The organism is Legionella parisiensis, assembly GCF_001467945.1.
Classification (GTDB): domain Bacteria; phylum Pseudomonadota; class Gammaproteobacteria; order Legionellales; family Legionellaceae; genus Legionella; species Legionella parisiensis.
The window spans coordinates 2289456-2308676 of sequence record NZ_LNYQ01000013.1 but is presented as its reverse complement, the minus strand read 5'-3'; the positions used below and the strand labels follow the sequence as shown (position 1 = coordinate 2308676).

The following is a 19221-nucleotide window of genomic DNA, read 5'->3' as shown; positions in this document are numbered from 1 at the left end:
AGGGTTATATTTTACGGACAATGCGGAAAAACCAAATGACAGTACCTTTAAATGAAACCAAATTTTTTGTTGCAGGTCTTGATTGTCCAGCGGAAGAGCAACTAATCAGAAAGCAGTTACAGGATATTCCTGAAGTGGAGCAGTTGGATTTTAATTTTATTGCTGAAGAAGTTACCATTCATCACCGGTTGGCTTCAAGTGAAGAATTGCAAAAACGCATTGAGGCGTTGGGAATGAATGTTCGAACTCTGGAAAGCACTTTGCCTATACCACAAAGAAAACAATTATCTTTGGATTTTTCCTGGAAAATTATTGGACTAGCAGGTTTTCTTGCCCTATTTTCTGAGCTGGCAGCTTATTTTTTAGCTACAGAACAATCCGTTTGGACTATTCTTCCAGCTTTGTTGGCTATTGGTCTTAGTGGGCCTTCTACCTTTAAAAAAGGGTGGCTTGCCTTAGGGACTAAAACAATGAATATCAATAGCTTGATGTTCATTGCGATAGCAGGGGCTGTTCTTATTGGAGAGTGGCCTGAAGCGGCAATGGTGACTGTTTTATTTGCATTGGCCGAACGTATCGAGCGCTACTCCTTAGATAAAGCACGTCTTGCGATTCGAAGCTTAATGCAAATTGCCCCTGAGGTGGCTTCAGTGAAACAGGACGATGGTCAATGGCAAACCTTGGCCATTGAAAAAGTGGTGCCTGGTGCTATTTTTAGAGTAAAACCTGGAGAGCGTATTCCCCTGGATGGCGTGGTTATTTCAGGTCAGAGCACGGTCAATCAAGCGCCGATTACTGGTGAATCAATGCCAATAACAAAAAAAGTGGGTGATTTGGTTTTTGCAGGAACATTAAATGAGCACGGCGCGTTTGAAGTGCAGGTCAGTAAAGCGTCAGGCGATACATTGCTTGCTAAAATTGGTAAAGCGATAGAGCAAGCGCAAGCGGATCGAGCTCCAACACAACGATTTGTTGATCAGTTTTCTAAATATTATACTCCAATTATGGTATTGATGGCTTTTTTTGTTGCATTAATTCCACCTTTAGCATTTGGTTATCCTTTTTATGATTCTCTTTATAAGTCACTGACTTTATTAGTTATTGCTTGCCCTTGCGCTTTAGTGATTTCAACACCTGTGACTGTTGTAAGCGGTCTTGCAGCGGCAGCAAAACAAGGGCTTCTTATTAAAGGAGGAAGCTACTTAGAGGTTGGTCATCGACTGAGGTTAATTGCTTTAGATAAGACAGGTACTTTAACGGAAGGAAAGCCAGTTGTAACTGACTTCATAGCTTGGGATGAAAATCGAACTAAGGATAGTTTGTTATTGTTAGCTGCAAGCCTTGATAGTCACTCAGAGCATCCAGTCGCTAATGCCTTAGTACAGTACTGGCAACAGGAACAACCTCAAAACGCTTTACTTGAAATTGAGCAATTTTCAGCGCTTCCTGGACGAGGAGTAAAGGGATTAGTGGGTCAAGAACTCTATTTTGTAGGCAATCATCAGTTAGCTGAAGACAATCAGGTATGCAATCATTTTGTCGAACAAGAGCTGAAGCGCTTGGAGGAAGAAGGTAAAACGACCGTAATATTAAGTAATGCTACGACTGTTTTGGCTATTTTTGCAGTAGCTGATACTTTACGTGTTACAAGCCAACAGGCGATTGCACAACTACATGAACGGGGGATAAAAACCGCGATGTTAACGGGAGACAATGCGGTAACGGCTCAGGCTATTGCTAAAAAAGTAGGTATTGATGAAGTAAATGCGAATATATTACCTGCTGAAAAACTGCAAGCGATTAATCGTCTTTTAGAACACTATCATAGTGTTGGTATGGTAGGAGATGGAATTAATGATGCACCTGCATTGGCAAAAGCTACCGTGAGTTTTGCGATGGGGAAAGGAACAGATACCGCCTTAGAAACAGCAGACGTTGCTCTCATGAATGATAATCTAGCAAGACTTCCCTTTTATATTGATTTAAGTCGTAAGACGGCACGCACTCTTTATCAAAACATCAGTTTATCTATTGCGATTAAAGGCATTTTCTTTATTTTAGCTCTTGTAGGATATGCAACTTTATGGATGGCGGTTTTTGCAGATATGGGAGCGAGTTTAATCGTAGTAGCTAATGGATTGCGATTGTTGTATTTGTCTCCAGAAAGTAATGAATAAAATAACGTAAGTCGAGAACATTTTTTGGGTATTAAAATCAGGATGGAAATGAGTCAATTTTAGTATTTGATGGCTCTTTAGCATAAATCCATTTCAAAACAAAATGTTTTAAGTTTATTGGGGTTTTTAATGAAGGAAAATAATTGATTTTCACCACTCATCAAAGTGGGTATTTATTATGTTAGTATAAAAGGTAGCTTATTTTTCAATGTAGTAGGGTGAGTTTGTTTTTTTATGTCTATATATGGAGATGTAATGACTATGCCAAGATTTAAACTGTTCTTCCTGATAGGTATTCTTATTTCGGGGTTTGGATTAATTTCATGCACTCATATGCAAACTGCTTCTGGTGGAGCTCATTCTGAAAGTGGTCATGATAAGGGTTCTGATGGCAAAGCTCAGCATGAGCATGATTATTATAACGACTAGAATTAGGAATAAAAGTGATAATAAATGCTTGGGTATTAGGCATGTTTGTTGTTTTTCTCATTATTTTATTCAGTCTTATGATTTATTTTCAAAAAAATAAGCAAAAATTATCTTTTATTTTTTCCTTAGTGAGTTTTCTTATCATGCTTGCTATTTTTTTACACGGAGTATCATTTAAACTTCATTAATTTGAAGAGGATACTCTGGTTAATGCTTATGTTGATGATGGATATCTGGAAAGTGGGGATGTGCATGAATGAGCTTATTGTGATGATGACTGTGTGAATGTGGTTCTTTTCAAGCCCAATCGAAAAGATGTTCATGTTGATGATGTTCGTCATGATAATGGCTATGACTATGTGTTTCTTCTTCATGAGTATGCTCATGTATTTGATTTTCAGTTAAATGAATCCATACCCCAATGTGATAAAATTATTACATTTTGATACAATTGATTAGAGGATATTCAAAGAATCAAACCTGTAAAAACAGGTTAATGGATATGCAAATGCAAAGGATGGTTAGATGGTTATTATGGAAGGGCAATGGCATGATAAATCACCTGTAGAGATTGCTTCACGGTTTAACATCGATTTCTCTTTGGGGTTATCTGAAAAAGAGGCCAAGCTGCGATTAAAGGAAGTAGGGCCAAACCTTCTCAGCAAACAGAAGCGAACCTCTCCCTTCATTATTTTTTTGCAGCAATTTGAGAGTGTGGTCATCTGGGTACTTTTAGGTGCTGTCCTTGTTTCTTTTTTATTAGATGAAAAAGCCGACGCCATTGCCATTTTGGCCATTGTCATTTTAAATGCCATCATCGGATTTTTTTTGGAATATCGCGCTGATAGGGCAATGCTTGCGCTTCAGCAAATGGCTGCTCCCAAAGCAACAGTGCTTCGCGATGGCCATGCGAAGGTGATAGCCGCTTCTGATATCGTACCAGGTGATATTCTTCTTTTTGAAAGTGGCGATTTAATTGCTGCCGATGCTCGTCTTTTTGAATTATCAGCGCTTAAGGTCAATGAAGCGCCACTCACGGGTGAGTCGATACCCGTTGCTAAAAATCTGGATGTTTGCACTGCCGAGACGCCTCTAGCTGACCGTAAAAACATGGTGTTTATGGGGACCTCTGTGGCCGATGGCACAGGCAGAGCACTTGTTATGGCAACCGGCATGCAAACGGAAATGGGCCATGTTGCCAAAATGCTGGGTGAGGCGTCTCGTGATGAAACACCTTTACAGAAAAAACTCAATCAAGTGGGGTCTCGTCTATTGTGGCTTTGCTTTTTCATTATCATTGCCATTTTTGGCTTAGGTCTTTTACGTAATATCTCTCTATTCAGCTTATTCATGAGTTCAGTCAGTCTTGCAGTGGCTGCAATTCCTGAAGGCTTGCCTGCTGTTGTCACGGTGGCTTTAGCGCTTGGTGTGCAGCGTATGGTACGGCGTGCCGTACTGGTAAGACGATTATCGGCGGTTGAAACACTCGGCTGTTTACAAGTCATTTGCACCGATAAAACAGGAACGTTAACCGTAGGTGAAATGACTGCACGTCAGCTTGTGACGGCAAGTGATGTTTATAGCATTCATGGAGAAGGCTATAACATCTCGGGAGGGTTTACTCTTCAAGGTCAAGAAATTAATGTGCCAGAAGACCAGTTGTTGCAAGCCACTTTGCAAGCGATGGTGGCTTGCAATAACGCGAGTTTTGAGAGCCAAGATGGACAGGTAGCTACTGTGGGAGACCCAACTGAAGTGGCACTTTTGGTTGCTGCTGCCAAAGGAGGCATTTGGCGAGGGGAACTGCGATCCTCTTATCCTCGCATCAAAGAGTTACCCTTTAGTTCCGAACGCAAACGCATGACAGTTGTGTGTCGACAAGACCATGAACACATCGCTTTTGTGAAGGGGGCACCCGAACTCATTTTGGAGCGCTGTACCCATATTTTGACCAAAACAGGCATTAAAAAATTAACACCGAATGATAAAGCGCGCATGAAACAATCCTGCGAACTCATGGCCAGCGAAGCATTGCGACTGCTAGCTTTTGCGAAGCGCCAATTAGAGCCTACAGCTTTAGAAAAAGAAGACGACGAGATTGAACATAACCTGGTGTTTTTAGGTCTTATTGGTCTTCAGGACCCACCTCATGCAAGTAGCAAGGAATCCATCAGTCGCTGTAAAAAAGCCGGCATCAAACCGGTGATGATTACAGGAGACCATCCTGACACGGCAAGAGCCATTGCCAAAGAGCTTGGCATTTTGGAAGCAGGGGATCGATTACTCACTGGCAATGAACTTGAAAATATGCCAGAGGAGGAATTTAACCATTGCGTCAAAGACATTGCTGTCTATGCTCGTGTGACGGCGGAGCATAAATTAAAAATCGTACGGGCCTGGAAAAAACAACAAATGGTGGTGGCGATGACAGGTGATGGGGTGAATGATGCGCCTGCTTTAAGAGAAGCTTCGGTGGGCATTGCCATGGGGAAAACAGGGACTGCTGTCACTAAAGAAGCCTCTGACATCATTGTCATGGACAATAACTTCACCTCGATTGTGGCAGGTATTGAAGAAGGTCGCACGATTTACGATAACATTGCCAAAACGCTTGCCTATTTATTAGCAGGCAATAGTGGGGAGTTACTGGTTGTGTTTGTAGCACTTTTAATCGGCTGGCCCCTGCCGTTACTTCCTATCCAATTATTATGGATTAACTTAGTAACCGATGGTTTGCCGGCCATTGGCTTAGCTACCGATATGTCAGAGCCAGGGATTTTGAATCGTCCACCCAGAGCCACGCAAAAATCCATGATGGATATGGCGTTTTTCAAACGAGTAACCTTTGTGGGTTGTTTAAAGGCTTTAGTAATCCTTAGTGTGTTCGCTTATGAATATTTAATCGATAAGGATTTAATTCAAGCCCAAGATGCGGCCTTTTCTGTTTTAGTAACCGCCGAGCTTTTATGGGCCTTTGGAGCGCGAAGCGACACGAAGAACATTTGGCAAGTAGGATTGTTTTCCAATTTAAGACTCTTTTTTATTGTGAGCATCAGTTTTTCCCTGCAGGTCTTGATTCATCATATCCCGGTATTGCGCGAATTATTTGGGATACAACCGGTCTCATTCACCCAATGCCTGGTTTGGATTCTATTGGGCATGGTGCCTTTGCTCATCATAGAAGCTCAGAAACGACTAAGGAAGGCACCCAATGAAGCATTTTAGTATGAAACAAATCACTTACACTATTCTCTTAGGTTTTTGTTGTTTTACAGGGCCAATATCTTATGCCAGAACACCGCCTGCTTTATCGCAGCTAATTAAGGAGGCTACGCAAAACAATCCTCAGATTCGCGCCGCACGTGACCGACTAATGGCCGCAATCCATGTGATTCCCCAGGCAACAGCATTGCCCGATCCCAAATTGAATGCAGGTTACATCAACATGTCAGAGAATATCCCTATGGATGTGGATCCAAGACGCGAGCAAATGTTAGGTGGCCAACAAGAAATTCCTTTTCCTGGCAAACTCATTGTGCGAGGAAGGATAGCAACGCTAGAGGCCAAAAGAGCCAAAGCGGAGTATCATGCAACGTGTTTCGCGGTTATTGCGGAACTCAAACGGCTGTATTATGACCTTTATTTTGTCAATAAATCCATTGAGATCGTACAAAGAAACCAAGAACTTCTTCATGAGATGGAGAAGAGTGCTGAAGCGACTTACAGTGTGGGGAAAACACCGCAACAAGACATTTATCGTGCTCAAACGGAGATTTCTCGCCTTTTGATGCGCTTGGTGATATTAAAACAACAACGGGGATCCCTGCAGGCGGATATCAATCGCCTTTTAAATCGTTCGTTAGAAATTAAAATCGATACACCAGGAACACTCCCCGTAACGCCCATGGGGCATAATTTAGAGTATTTTTATACCCTTGTTAAGAGCCGAGCACCACAATTAATCATGCAACAGCGCGCTGTTCAAAAAGGACGACAAGCCATCCGCTTAAGTAAAATGGAGTATTTCCCGGATGTGGAAATCGAAGGGGGACGACTTCATGATACGGGGATGCACACCAAAGGCTATCAAGTGTTGTTAAAAGCAACGGTTCCACTTTATTTCATGCAAAAGCAAAATCATGCCGTGCGCGAATCACTTGCGCGGTATAATGCGGATATTGAGGATTTGCAGACGACCTATCGTATGCTTTCTTTTCAAGTGAAAAATGCCTATTTATTGGCAGAGCGCTCTGCAAAACTTATTCATCTGATTCAACATACCATCATTCCACAAGCCACTTTAACATTTACTTCATCACAAGCCACCTACGGCGTGGGCAAAGTGGATTTCTTAACGATGCTGAATAATTTATTGACGCTGCAAGAAAATGAATTGGAATGGCACGGTGAACTCGCTGAACATGAAAAAGCGATTGCACAAATCGAAGAAAGTACAGGGACGTTCTTATGAATCTTAAGCTAATAATCAAGAGTGTGGTTATTTTGAGTTTACTTTCGTTGTTGCAGGTAATTCAGGCGCAACAGGCCATGGATAATCATGGCAAGATGGACATGAAACAGTCCACTCAAGGAAATGAGATTGTGATTGATCCGGCTCGTTTACAAGCCATTGGCATTACGTCAGAGCCGGTGCGTCGCCAAGTGGTTGAAAAAATAATCCGTACCGTGGGGCGTGTTGAAGCCGATGAGCGGCGTGTTGCCCATATTCATGTGCGCTTTGATGGATGGATTGAGAACTTATTCATTAATTTTACCGGAGAAAAAGTCAAAGCAGACCAAGCTCTGTTTACTGTTTATAGTCCGGAACTTGTAGCCACCCAGCAAGAATATTTGCTCGCCCTTAATGCCCAAAAAATATTAAGCAAAAATACGACATCGAGTGCGGCTCGTGGTGCGCAGTCTGCTTTTCAAGCAGCCCACCAAAGGTTGTTGCTGTGGGGGATTTCCGAAAAAGACATTGAGCAATTAAGACGTACGGGCAAAATCACTCGGACGATGACGATTCATTCCCCCATCCAAGGTACGGTTCTTAAAAAAATGGCGCTGGTGGGCATGCGCATTGAGCCAGGAGATGAACTCTATACCATTGCTGATTTATCACGCTTGTGGGTTTTAGGGGACATTTACGAATACGAGCTTCCTTATATTCGTCTTGGTCAAATGGCTGATTTGACTCTTACCTACTTGCCCAATGAATTATTTAAAGCCAAGCTTGATTTTATCTATCCTACGATTGACATGAAAACACGTACAGCCAAGGTTCGCTTTGAAGTGGACAATCAAAAAGAGCAATTAAAACCTGGCATGTATGTTAACCTGGAACTCAAAGTACCGTTGGGTGAACGTCTTGTGGTCCCTAAAAATGCTGTTCTACTCACAGGTGAGCGCGCAGTGGTGTTTATTTACCATGGCAATGGCAAAATTGAATGGCGAGACGTGACCTTAGGGGTTAGGGCAGGGGATTTGCTTGAGATAATCAAAGGGGTTAAAGAGGGCGATCAAATTATTACGTCTGCCAATTTCCTCATTGACTCAGAGAGCCAGTTGAAAGCGGCCATGGGAGGCATGCAACATCAATAGACTTTCTTTCCGAGCCTCTATAATAGGAAAGAAGCTCTAATAAAGAGGCGTAATTTGGCCTTGGAATAAAGGGATTTTATGGTCGAACGGATTATTGAATTTTGTGCACGCAATCGTTTTATTGTGTTGCTTTTTGTACTCGGGTTTTCTTTCATGGGTTACATTGCCTTGAAGAATACCCGTATGGACGCATTGCCTGACATTTCAGACACTCAGGTCATTGTGTATACGACCTGGATGGGGCGCTCGCCCGATCTGATGGAAGACCAAGTCACTTACCCCATTGTAACAGCCCTCTTATCCGCACCAAAGGTTGTTGCTGTGCGGGGATTTTCTGACTTTGGTTTTTCTTATGTCTACATCATTTTTGAGGATGGTACGGATATTTATTGGGCGCGAAGTAGGGTCTTGGAGTACATGAGTCAGCTGGCTGGAAAATTGCCTGAAGGAGTGACTCCTCAATTGGGGCCTGATGCCACACCCGTGGGCTGGATTTATCAATACGCCTTGGTGGATGAAAATGGCAAACATAACCTGGCTGAGTTACGCACGTTTCAAGATTGGTATTTGCGCTATTGGTTAAGAGCAGTTCCTGGGGTGTCTGAAGTAGCCAGTGTGGGAGGTTTTGTCAAGCAATACCAAGTCAATTTGGATCCAGTCAAAGTCCTTGCCTACAACCTATCGGTTCCTGAGATTGTTGAAAAAATTCGCATGAGTAATAACGACACCGGTGGTCGAGTCATTGAGTTCTCAGGCGTGGAGTACATGATTCGTGGTCGCGGGTACATTAAGTCTACTGAGGATATTGAAAAAATTGCCGTGGGCACCAATGCCAATGGCACACCGATTTTATTACGTGATGTGGCGACTGTTCAGCTTGGCTCGGACATGCGCCGCGGGGTGGTCGATTTAAATGGCCAAGGCGAAGCCGTGGGCGGGATTGTCATCATGCGCTTTGGTGAAGACGTATTGCAAGTGATTGGTCGCATCAAGGATAAATTGAAAGAATTAGCTTCAGCCATCCCGGAAGGGATAAAAATGGTTCCTGTGTATGACCGAAGTAATTTAATCCGGGAAGCGATTTCCACGGCCAATTGGAACTTGATTGAAGAGCTCGTCGTGGTTGGGTTACTCATTATTGTGTTTTTAGGTCATTTTCGTTCCGCACTCATTCCCATTATTACCTTGCCGCTGGCGATTTTGATTTCGTTTATTCCCATTTATTTCTTACATGTTGGACTGAACATCATGTCCATTGGTGGCATTATAGTCGCTGTTGGCGATATGGTCGATGCGGCCATCATCATGGTCGACAATGCTCATAAACGCTTAGCCGATTGGGAAGCAAAAGGAAGTCCGGGGGATCGCACCCAAGTGTTGATTGATTCGGCGAAAGAAGTGGGGCCTGCGATTTTCTCATCCCTTTTAGTGATTGCCATCTCCTTCATGCCCGTTTTTACCTTGGAAGCCCAAGAAGGGCGGCTGTTTTCGCCCTTGGCTTATACCAAAAACTTGGCCATTTTCATGAGCGCTTTACTCGCCATCACCTTAATTCCTGTGTTATTGCCTCTTTTGGTACGTGGTCGAATCATTCCTGAACAAAAACATCCAATTACGCGGTGGATGCAAGCCATGTACGCACCCGTGCTGAGGCTTGCTTTGAGGTATCGAAAATTCGTGGTGGGAATTGCCATTGTATTGGCTATGGCCACCATTCCTCTTTATAAACTCATTGGCTCCGAATTCATGCCGCCTCTTTATGAAGGCACCATTTTGTATATGCCAGTGACCTTACCAGGCATTTCGGTGACGCAAGCGACGGCTTTGCTTCAGGAAATGGATAAGAAATTAAAAGCATTTCCAGAGGTGGCACACGTTTTTGGCAAGACGGGAAGAGCTGAAACGTCTACCGACCCTTCTCCATTTAATATGATGGAAGTGATTGTGGAGTTAAAACCTAAAGAATTTTGGCGCAAAGGAATGACTTATGAGGGCTTGGTGGCCGAGATGGATAAAGCCTTGCAATTCCCAGGTGTGAGTAATGCCTGGACTATGCCCATTAAAGCGCGCAATGACATGCTCACCACAGGCATTCGAACGGCTGTAGGGATTAAAATTTTTGGTCCCGACATTAAAAAGATTGAAGCCATTGGCAAAGAAATTGAAATGGTGGCCAAAGAAGTAAAGGGCACCAGTACGGTTTATGCCGAGCGGGTGGCTGGAGGCTACTTCCTTGATTTTCAAATCAATCGAGACCAGTTGGCTCGCTATGGTTTAACCATTATGGATGTCAATCGCATCATTGAATCCGCTGTGGGTGGTGAAAACATTGCCACCACGATTGAGGGGCGTGAGCGCTACCCAGTGAATGTGCGTTATTTGCGAGAATTACGCGACGACCCCGACAAACTCAATCGTATTTTAGTCAAAACACCCAGTGGTGCGGAAGTACCCGTTGCGCAATTGGTGACTTTAACCTTTCGTTCAGGACCTGCCATGGTTCGCGATGAGAATGGCATGTTGGCGGGTTACGTGTTCATTGACATCAGCGGCCGAGACATTGGCGGCTATGTGGAGGAGTTAAAGCAAGCGGTCAAAGTCAAAGTGAAATTGCCTCCAGGCTATACATTGGCCTGGTCGGGACAATATGAGTTCATGCAACGGGTGTATGAGCGACTTAAAATTTTTGTGCCACTGACCTTGGCCATCATTTTTGTCTTATTTTACTTTACTTTCCGCACCATCACCGAGACTTTGATGGTGATGTTAGGCGTTCCCTTTGCTTTATTTGGCGGCTTTTTATTGCTTTATGTATTGGGATACAACATGAGTATTGCCGTTTGGGTAGGGATGATTGCGCTGGCAGGAGTTGCGGCTGAAACGAGTGCTGTGATGCTCGCTTACCTTGATTCCGATTACAACGAACAAAAAGAAAAAGGGGTACTCAAAACCTTACCCGATTTGATTCGGATGGTGCAACAATGCGCGGTCTCACGCATTCGTCCGATGGCCATGGCGGGGTTGGCTAACATCCTTGGTTTATTACCGGTGATGTGGGCCACGGGCATTGGGGCTGATGTGATGAAACGTCTGGCAGCTCCTATGGTCGGTGGGGTTTTTTCTGCACTTGTGCTGACCTTAATTGTGATTCCCGTGGTTTATGTGATGTGGCGGGGCCAAGTGGATTTGAAAAAAACAGCAGGCTTAATGGAGGCAAGATGAAATTAACTTTTTTAGGAGCTACTCAGACCGTCACCGGCTCAAAATATCTTTTGACCATTGGTTCTAAAAAAATTCTGATTGATTGCGGTCTTTTTCAAGGCTACAAAGAATTACGATTACGCAACTGGGCTCCTTTACCTATTGACCCCCATGACATCGATGCGGTGATTATCACTCATGCCCATATTGACCACACGGGTTATTTGCCCTTATTAGTAAAAAACGGATTCCAAGGTAAAATTTATGCAACACCGGGTACCAAAGCACTGTGTTCCATATTATTACCCGACAGTGGTTATCTGCAGGAAGAAGAAGCCCGCTTGGCCAATAAGTATGGATTCTCCAAGCACCAACCTGCTCTTCCTCTTTATACTGAAAAAGAAGCCAGGGCTGCATTGCAGTATTTTGAAACCATTGATTTTGATACCCCGCATCAATTATTCCACGAGTTCAGTTTTGAGTATCATCGTGCAGGTCACATCGTCGGTGCGGCCATGGTCAAAATAAAAACCAAAAAGGGTTCCATTGTATTTACTGGAGACATTGGCCGCCCTCATGATCCCGTCATGAAATCCCCGAGCGCTATTGAAGAAGCGGATTTCCTGGTGATGGAATCGACCTATGGCGACCGATTGCATGATGCCACAGATCCTTTGCCTCAAATGGCTCAGGTGATTAATCAAACCGTTAAACGAGGGGGCTCAGTTATTATTCCTGCTTTTGCAGTAGGGCGAGCGCAAAGCCTTCTTTATTTTATTTACGAACTGAAACGACAGGGGAAAATTCCCAAAGACATTCCTGTCTTTTTAGATAGCCCCATGGCCATTGATGCCACTCATTTACTCTGCACTTATAAAGAAGACCATCATTTAACTGCAGAGCAATGTCGAGGGTTATGCCATGTTGCCACCTATGTGAACACACCTGAGGAATCTAAGGAGATTGACAGGCATCACATGCCGCAAATCATCATAGCCGCCAGTGGCATGGCGCAAGGAGGTCGTATTCTGCATCATTTGAAAGCCTTTGCACCTAATCCTAGAAACACTTTGTTATTTACTGGCTTTCAGGCGGGCGGGACTCGTGGTGCTCGAATTGTGAATGGGGAGAGACAAGTCAAAATTCATGGAAGCCTTATTCCGATACAAGCCCAGGTCGTGGTTATGAGCAGTACGTCAGCTCATGCTGATTATTTGGAATTGTTAGAATGGCTACAACATTTTGCTCGTCCACCCCAAAAAGTCTTTATCACCCATGGGGAGCCTCACAGTGCTCAAACTCTAAAAGAGAGGATTGAAAAGCAATTAGGTTTTTCTTGCACCATTCCTTCTTATCTGCAAATGGAGGAGTTGTTATGAGTAAGAAAACCGCTCATGGGCTTCGTTTAAAGCATTTAGGGATTAAAACCTACCATGAGGCCATTATTTACATGCGCGAGGATTGTCATGTTTGTCATTCGGAAGGATTCGAAGTACAGACCCGTATCCAAGTGACTTTAGGTCAGCACTCTATTATAGCCACCCTTAATGTGGTGACCTCAGAGCTTCTAGCTCCAGGGGAAGCTGGTTTGTCAGATTATGCCTGGGATGCTTTACATGCCAAAGAAGGCGATGAAATTCAAGTTTCCCATCCAAAACCCTTGGAATCCCTAAGCTATGTGCATACCAAGATTTATGGCAATGAACTGTCTTATGAACAAATGAAGGTCATCATTGATGATGTGTTAAGCGGTCGTCTTTCTGATGTACAAATCTCCGCTTTTTTAGCGGCAAGTAGTGCAGGACGTCTAACCCGTACGGAAATCATGAAACTCACCAAAGCCATGATAGACAGTGGTGATCGCTTATCCTGGTCTTCACCTCTGGTCGTCGATAAACATTGCGTGGGAGGATTGCCGGGAAATCGCACAACTCTGATTGTAGTTCCCATTGTGGCCGCTTTTGGATTGATGATTCCAAAAACATCATCACGTGCCATTACATCACCCGCGGGGACTGCGGATACCATGGAGACTTTAGCTCCAGTCCACTTAAGTCCCCAAAAGATGCGCCAAGTGGTTGAACAAGAAAACGGCTGTATCGTCTGGGGTGGGGCTGTGAGTTTAAGTCCTGCTGATGACGTGCTCATCCGTGTGGAACGAGCCATTGATTTAGATAGTGAAGGGCAATTAGTGGCGTCCATTCTTTCTAAAAAAATTGCAACAGGTGCTACGCATGCAGTCATTGATATCCCCGTAGGACCTACTGCCAAAGTCAGGAATCAGTCTATGGCGCTCCTTCTGAAACAATCGCTTGAGGAGGTAGGTAACGAGTTAGGATTGGTTGTCCATACGATATTGACCGATGGGTCGCAGCCGGTAGGACATGGCATTGGCCCGTCGTTAGAAGCTCGCGATGTAATGTCAGTATTACAAGGGTTGCCTGATGCCCCCAATGATTTGCGTGAACGAGCGTTGACGCTTGCAGGTGCTGCATTAGAGTGTTCTTCGAAAGTTCAACCGGGTTTAGGGAAATCCATTGCGAAACAAATATTGGAGAGTGGGAAAGCGTTTAAAAAATTTCAGGCCATTTGTGAGGCCCAGGGTGGGATGAGGGAATTGACCAAGGCACGTTTTACTCATCCTGTTGTGGCTGCAAAGGAAGGAAAAGTCTCCCTCATTGACAATCGAAAGCTTGCAAAAATAGCTAAGCTTGCTGGTGCGCCAAAATCGAAATCGGCGGGTATTGACCTCCATGCCCATGTCGGCGAATCCGTTGAACAAGGCGAACCTTTGTTTACAATTCATTCGGAGTCCTCAGGGGAGCTCAATTACGCTTGTGATTTACTTCGCGATAAACAAGACATCATTATTTTAGGAGAAAATTCTTGAAGCCTCTGTTATTTTCATTATTTGATTCTTCAGAAATCGCCGGACAATTACAAAAGACACTTCAAGTGGAGGTGGGTAGGGTCACTTTTCATCGTTTCCCTGATAGAGAGTGGTACTTAAAAATTGATTCAGAGGTTAAAAATCGCAGCCTTATTGTAGTGGACAGTTTAAACCAGCCGGATGAAAAAATACTGCCTTTGTTGTTTTTTGCCAAAACAGCTAAAGAATTGGGTGCTCAAAAAATCGGCTTAATTGCCCCTTATCTTTCCTACCTACGGCAAGATAAACGTTTTCATGAAGGCGAAGGAATTACATCACGCTATTTTGCAGACATTTTATCCACTTCATTCGATTGGCTCATGACGATTGATCCGCACTTGCATCGCTATCATTCTTTAGATGAAATCTACTCAATTCCCACTTTTGTTTTGCATGCCACAGCTCCTATTGCCACATGGATTAAACATCATGTTCCTAAGCCAGTTCTTATTGGTCCTGATATGGAAAGTGAGCAGTGGGTGGCAGACATTGCAGAAAAAGGTTCTTTTCCTTATGTCATTTTGGAAAAAGTTCGTCATGGTGATAAAGAGGTGGCTATTTCAGTACCCAATCTACTTAAGCTTGAATCGTCAACCCCCATATTGGTGGATGACATTATCTCTACCGCGAGAACCATGGTAGAGACGGTGAAGCATTTACACCAAGCAGGAGTTAAGTCCGTTGTTTGTATTGGGGTGCATGCATTGTTTGCACAAGACGCTTATTCCCTATTATCAGGAATAGAAGGGGTGCAAATCATTACGTGTAACACCATTCGTCATGTCACCAATGCGATTGATGTCAGTGATTTGATTGCGAAGGATTTAGCACAATATAAGTTGGCAAAGACTTATAAAAAATAAGTTGGAAAAGTCTTAATAGAGAAGGAGTATTTCATGTCATTTTTTAAAGTAATCAGGATCATTATGGTGTTCATTGGGCTGGTTTTTGCGACTTCCTTTTTGAGCTCTTGTGATGGAGCGGTGAAACAGAGTTCACAAGAGTCTGATGGCTATGGAGGTCATAGCGCGGGTGGGCATGGTGGTCATGGCGGCGCTGGGCATTAAGTATATTCGCTGTTTTGGTAAATCAAGTTAAAGCGTACTCACAGAGCAGATAGGGAAAACCATGAAACACAACCATCACCAAGGACATACCCATACTAACAAAGAGCCTACTTGTTGTCACAAAGAGCATGGCCTCCACAAGTGGCAAGACACGGCTTCTAAAACCGATGGTGCCGTCATTTATACGTGTCCCATGCACCCAGAAGTTCGCCAATCAAACCCTGGCATTTGCCCCATTTGTGGTATGGCTTTAGAACCGGAATCGATAACTACTGAGGAGGGAGCGAGCACTGAGTACCTCGACATGAGATGGCGATTTTGGGTGGGGTTGGTTCTTACTTTTCCTATTGTAGTGTTGGAAATGGGAGCCCATGGACTTGGGCATTTCCTCTCTGCCAATATCTCAAACTGGGTTCAGCTGCTCTTGGCGACACCCGTGGTATTGTGGGGTGGTTGGCCTTTTTTTGTGCGTGGTTGGCACTCTCTAAAAACACGTCAATTAAACATGTTTACTCTAATTGCCATGGGCATTGGGGTGGCTTGGGCTTATAGTGTGGTGGCTGTTCTGTTTCCTGGGATATTTCCCTTTGCCTTTCGCAGTCAATTCGGCACAGTGGCTGTTTATTTTGAAGCGGCGGCAGTGATTACGACTCTGGTCTTATTAGGGCAGGTGCTGGAATTAAAAGCACGAGAACAAACGGGCAGTGCCATTCGTGCTTTGCTGAAATTAGCTCCTGAAAGTGCCCATCGCATTAAAGAGGATGGTGGTGAAGAAGAGGTATCGCTTGATAAGGTGCACGTTGGGGATAAGCTTCGTGTTCGTCCTGGTGAAAAAATACCGGTGGATGGTGAAGTTCTGGAAGGACGAAGTTTTATTGACGAATCCATGGTGACCGGTGAGCCTATTCCCGTTACCAAAGAAGCGGGCGCCAAAGTGATTGGTGCAACAATCAATCAGACAGGCAGTTTTATCATGAAAGCCATGCATGTGGGCAGTGATACCATGCTGGCACGCATTGTCCAAATGGTCAGTGAGGCGCAACGAAGCCGTGCGCCGATTCAGCGATTGGCGGATACCGTCTCAGGTTGGTTTGTGCCGGCGGTGATTTGGGTTGCGGTGTTGTCTTTCATTCTGTGGGCACTGTTCGGCCCACAACCAGCCTTTAGCTATGGATTAATCGCTGCCGTTTCCGTACTCATCATTGCGTGTCCTTGTGCGCTAGGCTTAGCAACACCCATGTCCATCATGGTCGGGGTGGGGAAAGGCGCGCAGAGTGGCGTTTTGATTAAAAATGCCGAAAGTTTAGAGCGCATGGAAAAGGTCAATACGTTAGTAGTTGATAAAACAGGAACGCTTACCGAAGGACATCCTAAACTGACGCGTATTGTCACTGATGATGAGTTTGATGAAGAGGCCATTTTGACGTTTGCGGCGAGCATCGAACATCAAAGCGAGCATCCACTCGCCACTGCCATTGTTATGGCAGCAAAAGAAAAACAATTGTCATTGGGGACGGTTGAAGACTTTGAAGCACCTACTGGAATGGGTGTGATAGGTAAAATCAATGGCCATCGTATTGCCATTGGTAATGCACGATTAATGCAAGAGCATGGCAGTGATAACACTTCTCTTTTTGAAAAAGCCGATGAACTTCGCAGCAAAGGCGCATCAGTCATGTTCATGGCAGTGGGTGGTAAAACGGTTGCTCTTTTGGTGGTGGAAGACCCCATTAAATCGACCACCCCTGAAACAATACGTGAGTTGCAGCAAAGCGGTATCGAAATGGTTATGCTCACCGGAGATAGTAAGAAAACAGCCGAAGCGGTGGCAGGTACCCTCGGTATCAAAAAGGTAGTGGCTGAAATCATGCCTGAAGATAAGAGCCGCATCGTGAGTGAATTAAAAGATAAAGGCCTCACTGTTGCCATGGCAGGAGATGGAGTGAATGATGCCCCGGCCTTGGCAAAAGCAGACATTGGTATTGCCATGGGAACGGGTACTGATGTGGCCATCGAAAGCGCTGGTATTACCTTGTTACATGGGGATTTGCGTGGTATCGCCAAAGCGCGTCGTTTGTCAGAAATGACCATGAGCAACATTCGCCAAAATCTATTCTTTGCATTTATTTATAATGTACTGGGTGTGCCCTTAGCAGCAGGTGTTTTGTATCCTTTCACAGGGTTACTTTTAAGCCCTATCATTGCAGCAGCAGCGATGGCACTGTCTTCTGTTTCGGTCATTGTTAATGCGCTGAGACTACGACGGGTAAGGCTATGAACAAAAGATGAAAAAAACGGTTGTTCATAGAATAAAAACAAAAGAGATCTATACTAATAGGAAGCATCGGTTGTTCGTAAGGCAAAATCATGGTGTTCCCAGTTATTATGATTGTGGTTGGTATTGTCTTTCTCATCGGTAGTGCCTATTTAATTAAAAGCGTACTGCAACAAACGAACCATTATCGTTGGCAGTGGCTCGTTTATCTTGTTTTTATTGGCGCGTTTATTCTAAGTTATTCGGCCAGTATTTTTTATGGTCTCTTGGTTGATCCCCATTGTCTTAATTATTTTTATGGCAGTGTGTTTTTATTAGGCGCTACCTATGTTTATTTGTCTTGTCGTCTTATGACGAAGACCATTCAAAAGATGGAAGTGATGGATGATTTAAAAAATCGCTATGAACTATTAAGGCATCATGTCAAATACGATTCGCTGACCGGTTGCCATAACCGAGAGACTCTTTTTGAAATGTTGAACGCACGGTTTCAGCAAATTAAGAGCAATGATGGATGGGTTATTGTCCTTTTTATTGATATGGATAAATTTAAGGACGTGAACGATCGTTATGGCCATGATGTGGGAGATAACACCTTGGCAGCATTTGGACAACTCCTAAGGCAGCGATTGCGAAAGGATGATATCGTGGCTCGTTATGGTGGTGATGAATTCATTGCTGTGATGGAACACGTCTCCTTGGATGAAGCGAAAAAAATTGCAGAAAATCTTATCACAGTAGCCAAACAATCCTTCAAAAAAGGTATTTTATCGAAGCTTAATCTAGGCTGCTCCATTGGCATCACTCAGATGAATCCACACTCGGCTTCAGTGAATAGCGTGATTAAAGAAGCGGATTTGGCGTGTTATGCGGCAAAGCAAAGAAAAATCAATGGTTCCGTTTGTGTCTATAATTCGATGCTTGCAACAAGGAACGATACGATTGATTTGGGCATTCATCAAGTTGCCGAATAAAAAATGAAAACGCACAAAACAGTCGTCTTACTGCAGCAGTGCATTAAGTTCGCTAATAGCGTGCTTTTCTATTTTTTGTTCTACCTCGTCAATTAATACACCACTCTTGTTTAATGGCATTGGGTGGGAGATACTAGAGAATAACATAATAAAAAGAAGGGATTAATTCATGACCCATTTTCAGATGAAACGCACCATCCTATTGATGGTCTCTGCACTCCTTGTGAGCTGTTCTTATAATGCCAAGTTAACTCCTGAGGGAGAAAAAGTGACCCTTCTCCAATCCGGTAAGCCTTCCAAAGCCTGCGCTTTTTTAGGGGAAGTCAGAGCCTCCGATCGCAATGGCATGAGCCAATCCTATCAATCCCATGATCATTTGATTCAGGATGAATTAAATATCCTAAGAAATGAAGCAGCTCTATTAGGTGCTAACACGGTTTTAGTGACTCAACATCAGCAAACTTATGAAGGCAATCCCAAAAATGATTTCGTAGCAGACCATTGGATGGTCGGTCGAGCGTACCGATGTAAGACGAATTAATAGTTATTTTGAGTCTTATTATTTATG

General features: G+C 43.8%; 14 protein-coding genes. All 14 read left to right on the top strand.

Annotation, left to right across the window (positions count from 1 at the left end):
* Positions 1-35 precede the first annotated feature (35 nt).
* The gene (locus Lpar_RS16275) at positions 36-2177 is read left to right on the top strand and encodes a heavy metal translocating P-type ATPase (RefSeq protein WP_011946104.1); all 2142 of its coding nucleotides are present in this window, start codon (positions 36-38) and stop codon (positions 2175-2177) included.
* A 261-nt stretch (positions 2178-2438) separates the two neighbouring features.
* Positions 2439-2606 carry a hypothetical protein gene (locus tag Lpar_RS19045; RefSeq protein ID WP_162264341.1) on the top strand — a complete coding sequence of 56 codons (168 nt, stop codon included), beginning with the start codon at positions 2439-2441 and terminating at the stop codon, positions 2604-2606.
* A 281-nt stretch (positions 2607-2887) separates the two neighbouring features.
* Entirely contained in the window at positions 2888-3052 is a 165-nt protein-coding gene (locus Lpar_RS19585) for a hypothetical protein (RefSeq protein ID WP_011946108.1), read from the top strand.
* 88 nt (positions 3053-3140) lie between these two features.
* Positions 3141-5831, top strand: coding sequence for a cation-translocating P-type ATPase (locus tag Lpar_RS16270; RefSeq protein ID WP_027265448.1), 2691 nt, complete (start codon positions 3141-3143; stop codon positions 5829-5831).
* Entirely contained in the window at positions 5818-7077 is a 1260-nt protein-coding gene (locus tag Lpar_RS16265; protein ID WP_011946110.1) for a TolC family protein, read from the top strand. Before Lpar_RS16270 ends, Lpar_RS16265 begins: the two co-directional genes overlap by 14 nt.
* Positions 7074-8207, top strand: coding sequence for an efflux RND transporter periplasmic adaptor subunit (locus Lpar_RS16260; RefSeq protein WP_011946111.1), 1134 nt, complete (start codon positions 7074-7076; stop codon positions 8205-8207). Before Lpar_RS16265 ends, Lpar_RS16260 begins: the two co-directional genes overlap by 4 nt.
* A 78-nt stretch (positions 8208-8285) precedes the next feature.
* Positions 8286-11429: an efflux RND transporter permease subunit gene (locus Lpar_RS16255; protein WP_011946112.1), complete on the top strand. Its 3144-nt coding sequence runs from the start codon at positions 8286-8288 to the stop codon at positions 11427-11429.
* The gene (locus Lpar_RS16250) at positions 11426-12787 is read left to right on the top strand and encodes an MBL fold metallo-hydrolase RNA specificity domain-containing protein (RefSeq protein ID WP_011946113.1); all 1362 of its coding nucleotides are present in this window, start codon (positions 11426-11428) and stop codon (positions 12785-12787) included. The genes Lpar_RS16255 and Lpar_RS16250 overlap by 4 nt, the downstream gene beginning before the upstream one ends.
* Positions 12784-14298 carry a thymidine phosphorylase family protein gene (locus tag Lpar_RS16245; protein WP_011946114.1) on the top strand — a complete coding sequence of 505 codons (1515 nt, stop codon included), beginning with the start codon at positions 12784-12786 and terminating at the stop codon, positions 14296-14298. The genes Lpar_RS16250 and Lpar_RS16245 overlap by 4 nt, the downstream gene beginning before the upstream one ends.
* The gene (locus Lpar_RS16240) at positions 14295-15200 is read left to right on the top strand and encodes a ribose-phosphate pyrophosphokinase (RefSeq protein ID WP_011946115.1); all 906 of its coding nucleotides are present in this window, start codon (positions 14295-14297) and stop codon (positions 15198-15200) included. Before Lpar_RS16245 ends, Lpar_RS16240 begins: the two co-directional genes overlap by 4 nt.
* A 33-nt stretch (positions 15201-15233) precedes the next feature.
* Positions 15234-15404, top strand: a complete 171-nt coding sequence (locus Lpar_RS19155) for a hypothetical protein (RefSeq protein WP_011946116.1) — start codon at positions 15234-15236, stop codon at positions 15402-15404.
* Between the two features lie 61 nt (positions 15405-15465).
* Entirely contained in the window at positions 15466-17682 is a 2217-nt protein-coding gene (locus tag Lpar_RS16235; RefSeq protein ID WP_011946117.1) for a copper-transporting P-type ATPase, read from the top strand.
* Between the two features lie 89 nt (positions 17683-17771).
* Positions 17772-18653 (top strand): GGDEF domain-containing protein, encoded by an 882-nt coding sequence (locus Lpar_RS16230; RefSeq protein ID WP_027264535.1) that lies wholly within the window; start codon positions 17772-17774, stop codon positions 18651-18653.
* A gap of 169 nt (positions 18654-18822) precedes the next feature.
* Positions 18823-19194: a DUF4156 domain-containing protein gene (locus tag Lpar_RS16225; protein ID WP_011946119.1), complete on the top strand. Its 372-nt coding sequence runs from the start codon at positions 18823-18825 to the stop codon at positions 19192-19194.
* Positions 19195-19221: the final 27 nt, after the last annotated feature.

What these genes read in the sequence shown, in the direction of transcription:
- Lpar_RS16250 (WP_011946113.1), top strand. Translation starts at nt 11,426, where the DNA reads ATGAAATTAACTTTTTTAGGAGCTACTCAGACCGTCACCGGCTCAAAA.
- Lpar_RS16235 (WP_011946117.1), top strand. Translation starts at nt 15,466, where the DNA reads ATGAAACACAACCATCACCAAGGACATACCCATACTAACAAAGAGCCT.
- Lpar_RS16275 (WP_011946104.1), top strand. Translation starts at nt 36, where the DNA reads ATGACAGTACCTTTAAATGAAACCAAATTTTTTGTTGCAGGTCTTGAT.
- Lpar_RS16245 (WP_011946114.1), top strand. Translation starts at nt 12,784, where the DNA reads ATGAGTAAGAAAACCGCTCATGGGCTTCGTTTAAAGCATTTAGGGATT.
- Lpar_RS16260 (WP_011946111.1), top strand. Translation starts at nt 7,074, where the DNA reads ATGAATCTTAAGCTAATAATCAAGAGTGTGGTTATTTTGAGTTTACTT.
- Lpar_RS16225 (WP_011946119.1), top strand. Translation starts at nt 18,823, where the DNA reads ATGACCCATTTTCAGATGAAACGCACCATCCTATTGATGGTCTCTGCA.
- Lpar_RS16265 (WP_011946110.1), top strand. Translation starts at nt 5,818, where the DNA reads ATGAAGCATTTTAGTATGAAACAAATCACTTACACTATTCTCTTAGGT.
- Lpar_RS16255 (WP_011946112.1), top strand. Translation starts at nt 8,286, where the DNA reads ATGGTCGAACGGATTATTGAATTTTGTGCACGCAATCGTTTTATTGTG.
- Lpar_RS16230 (WP_027264535.1), top strand. Translation starts at nt 17,772, where the DNA reads ATGGTGTTCCCAGTTATTATGATTGTGGTTGGTATTGTCTTTCTCATC.
- Lpar_RS19045 (WP_162264341.1), top strand. Translation starts at nt 2,439, where the DNA reads ATGCCAAGATTTAAACTGTTCTTCCTGATAGGTATTCTTATTTCGGGG.
- Lpar_RS16270 (WP_027265448.1), top strand. Translation starts at nt 3,141, where the DNA reads ATGGAAGGGCAATGGCATGATAAATCACCTGTAGAGATTGCTTCACGG.
- Lpar_RS19155 (WP_011946116.1), top strand. Translation starts at nt 15,234, where the DNA reads ATGTCATTTTTTAAAGTAATCAGGATCATTATGGTGTTCATTGGGCTG.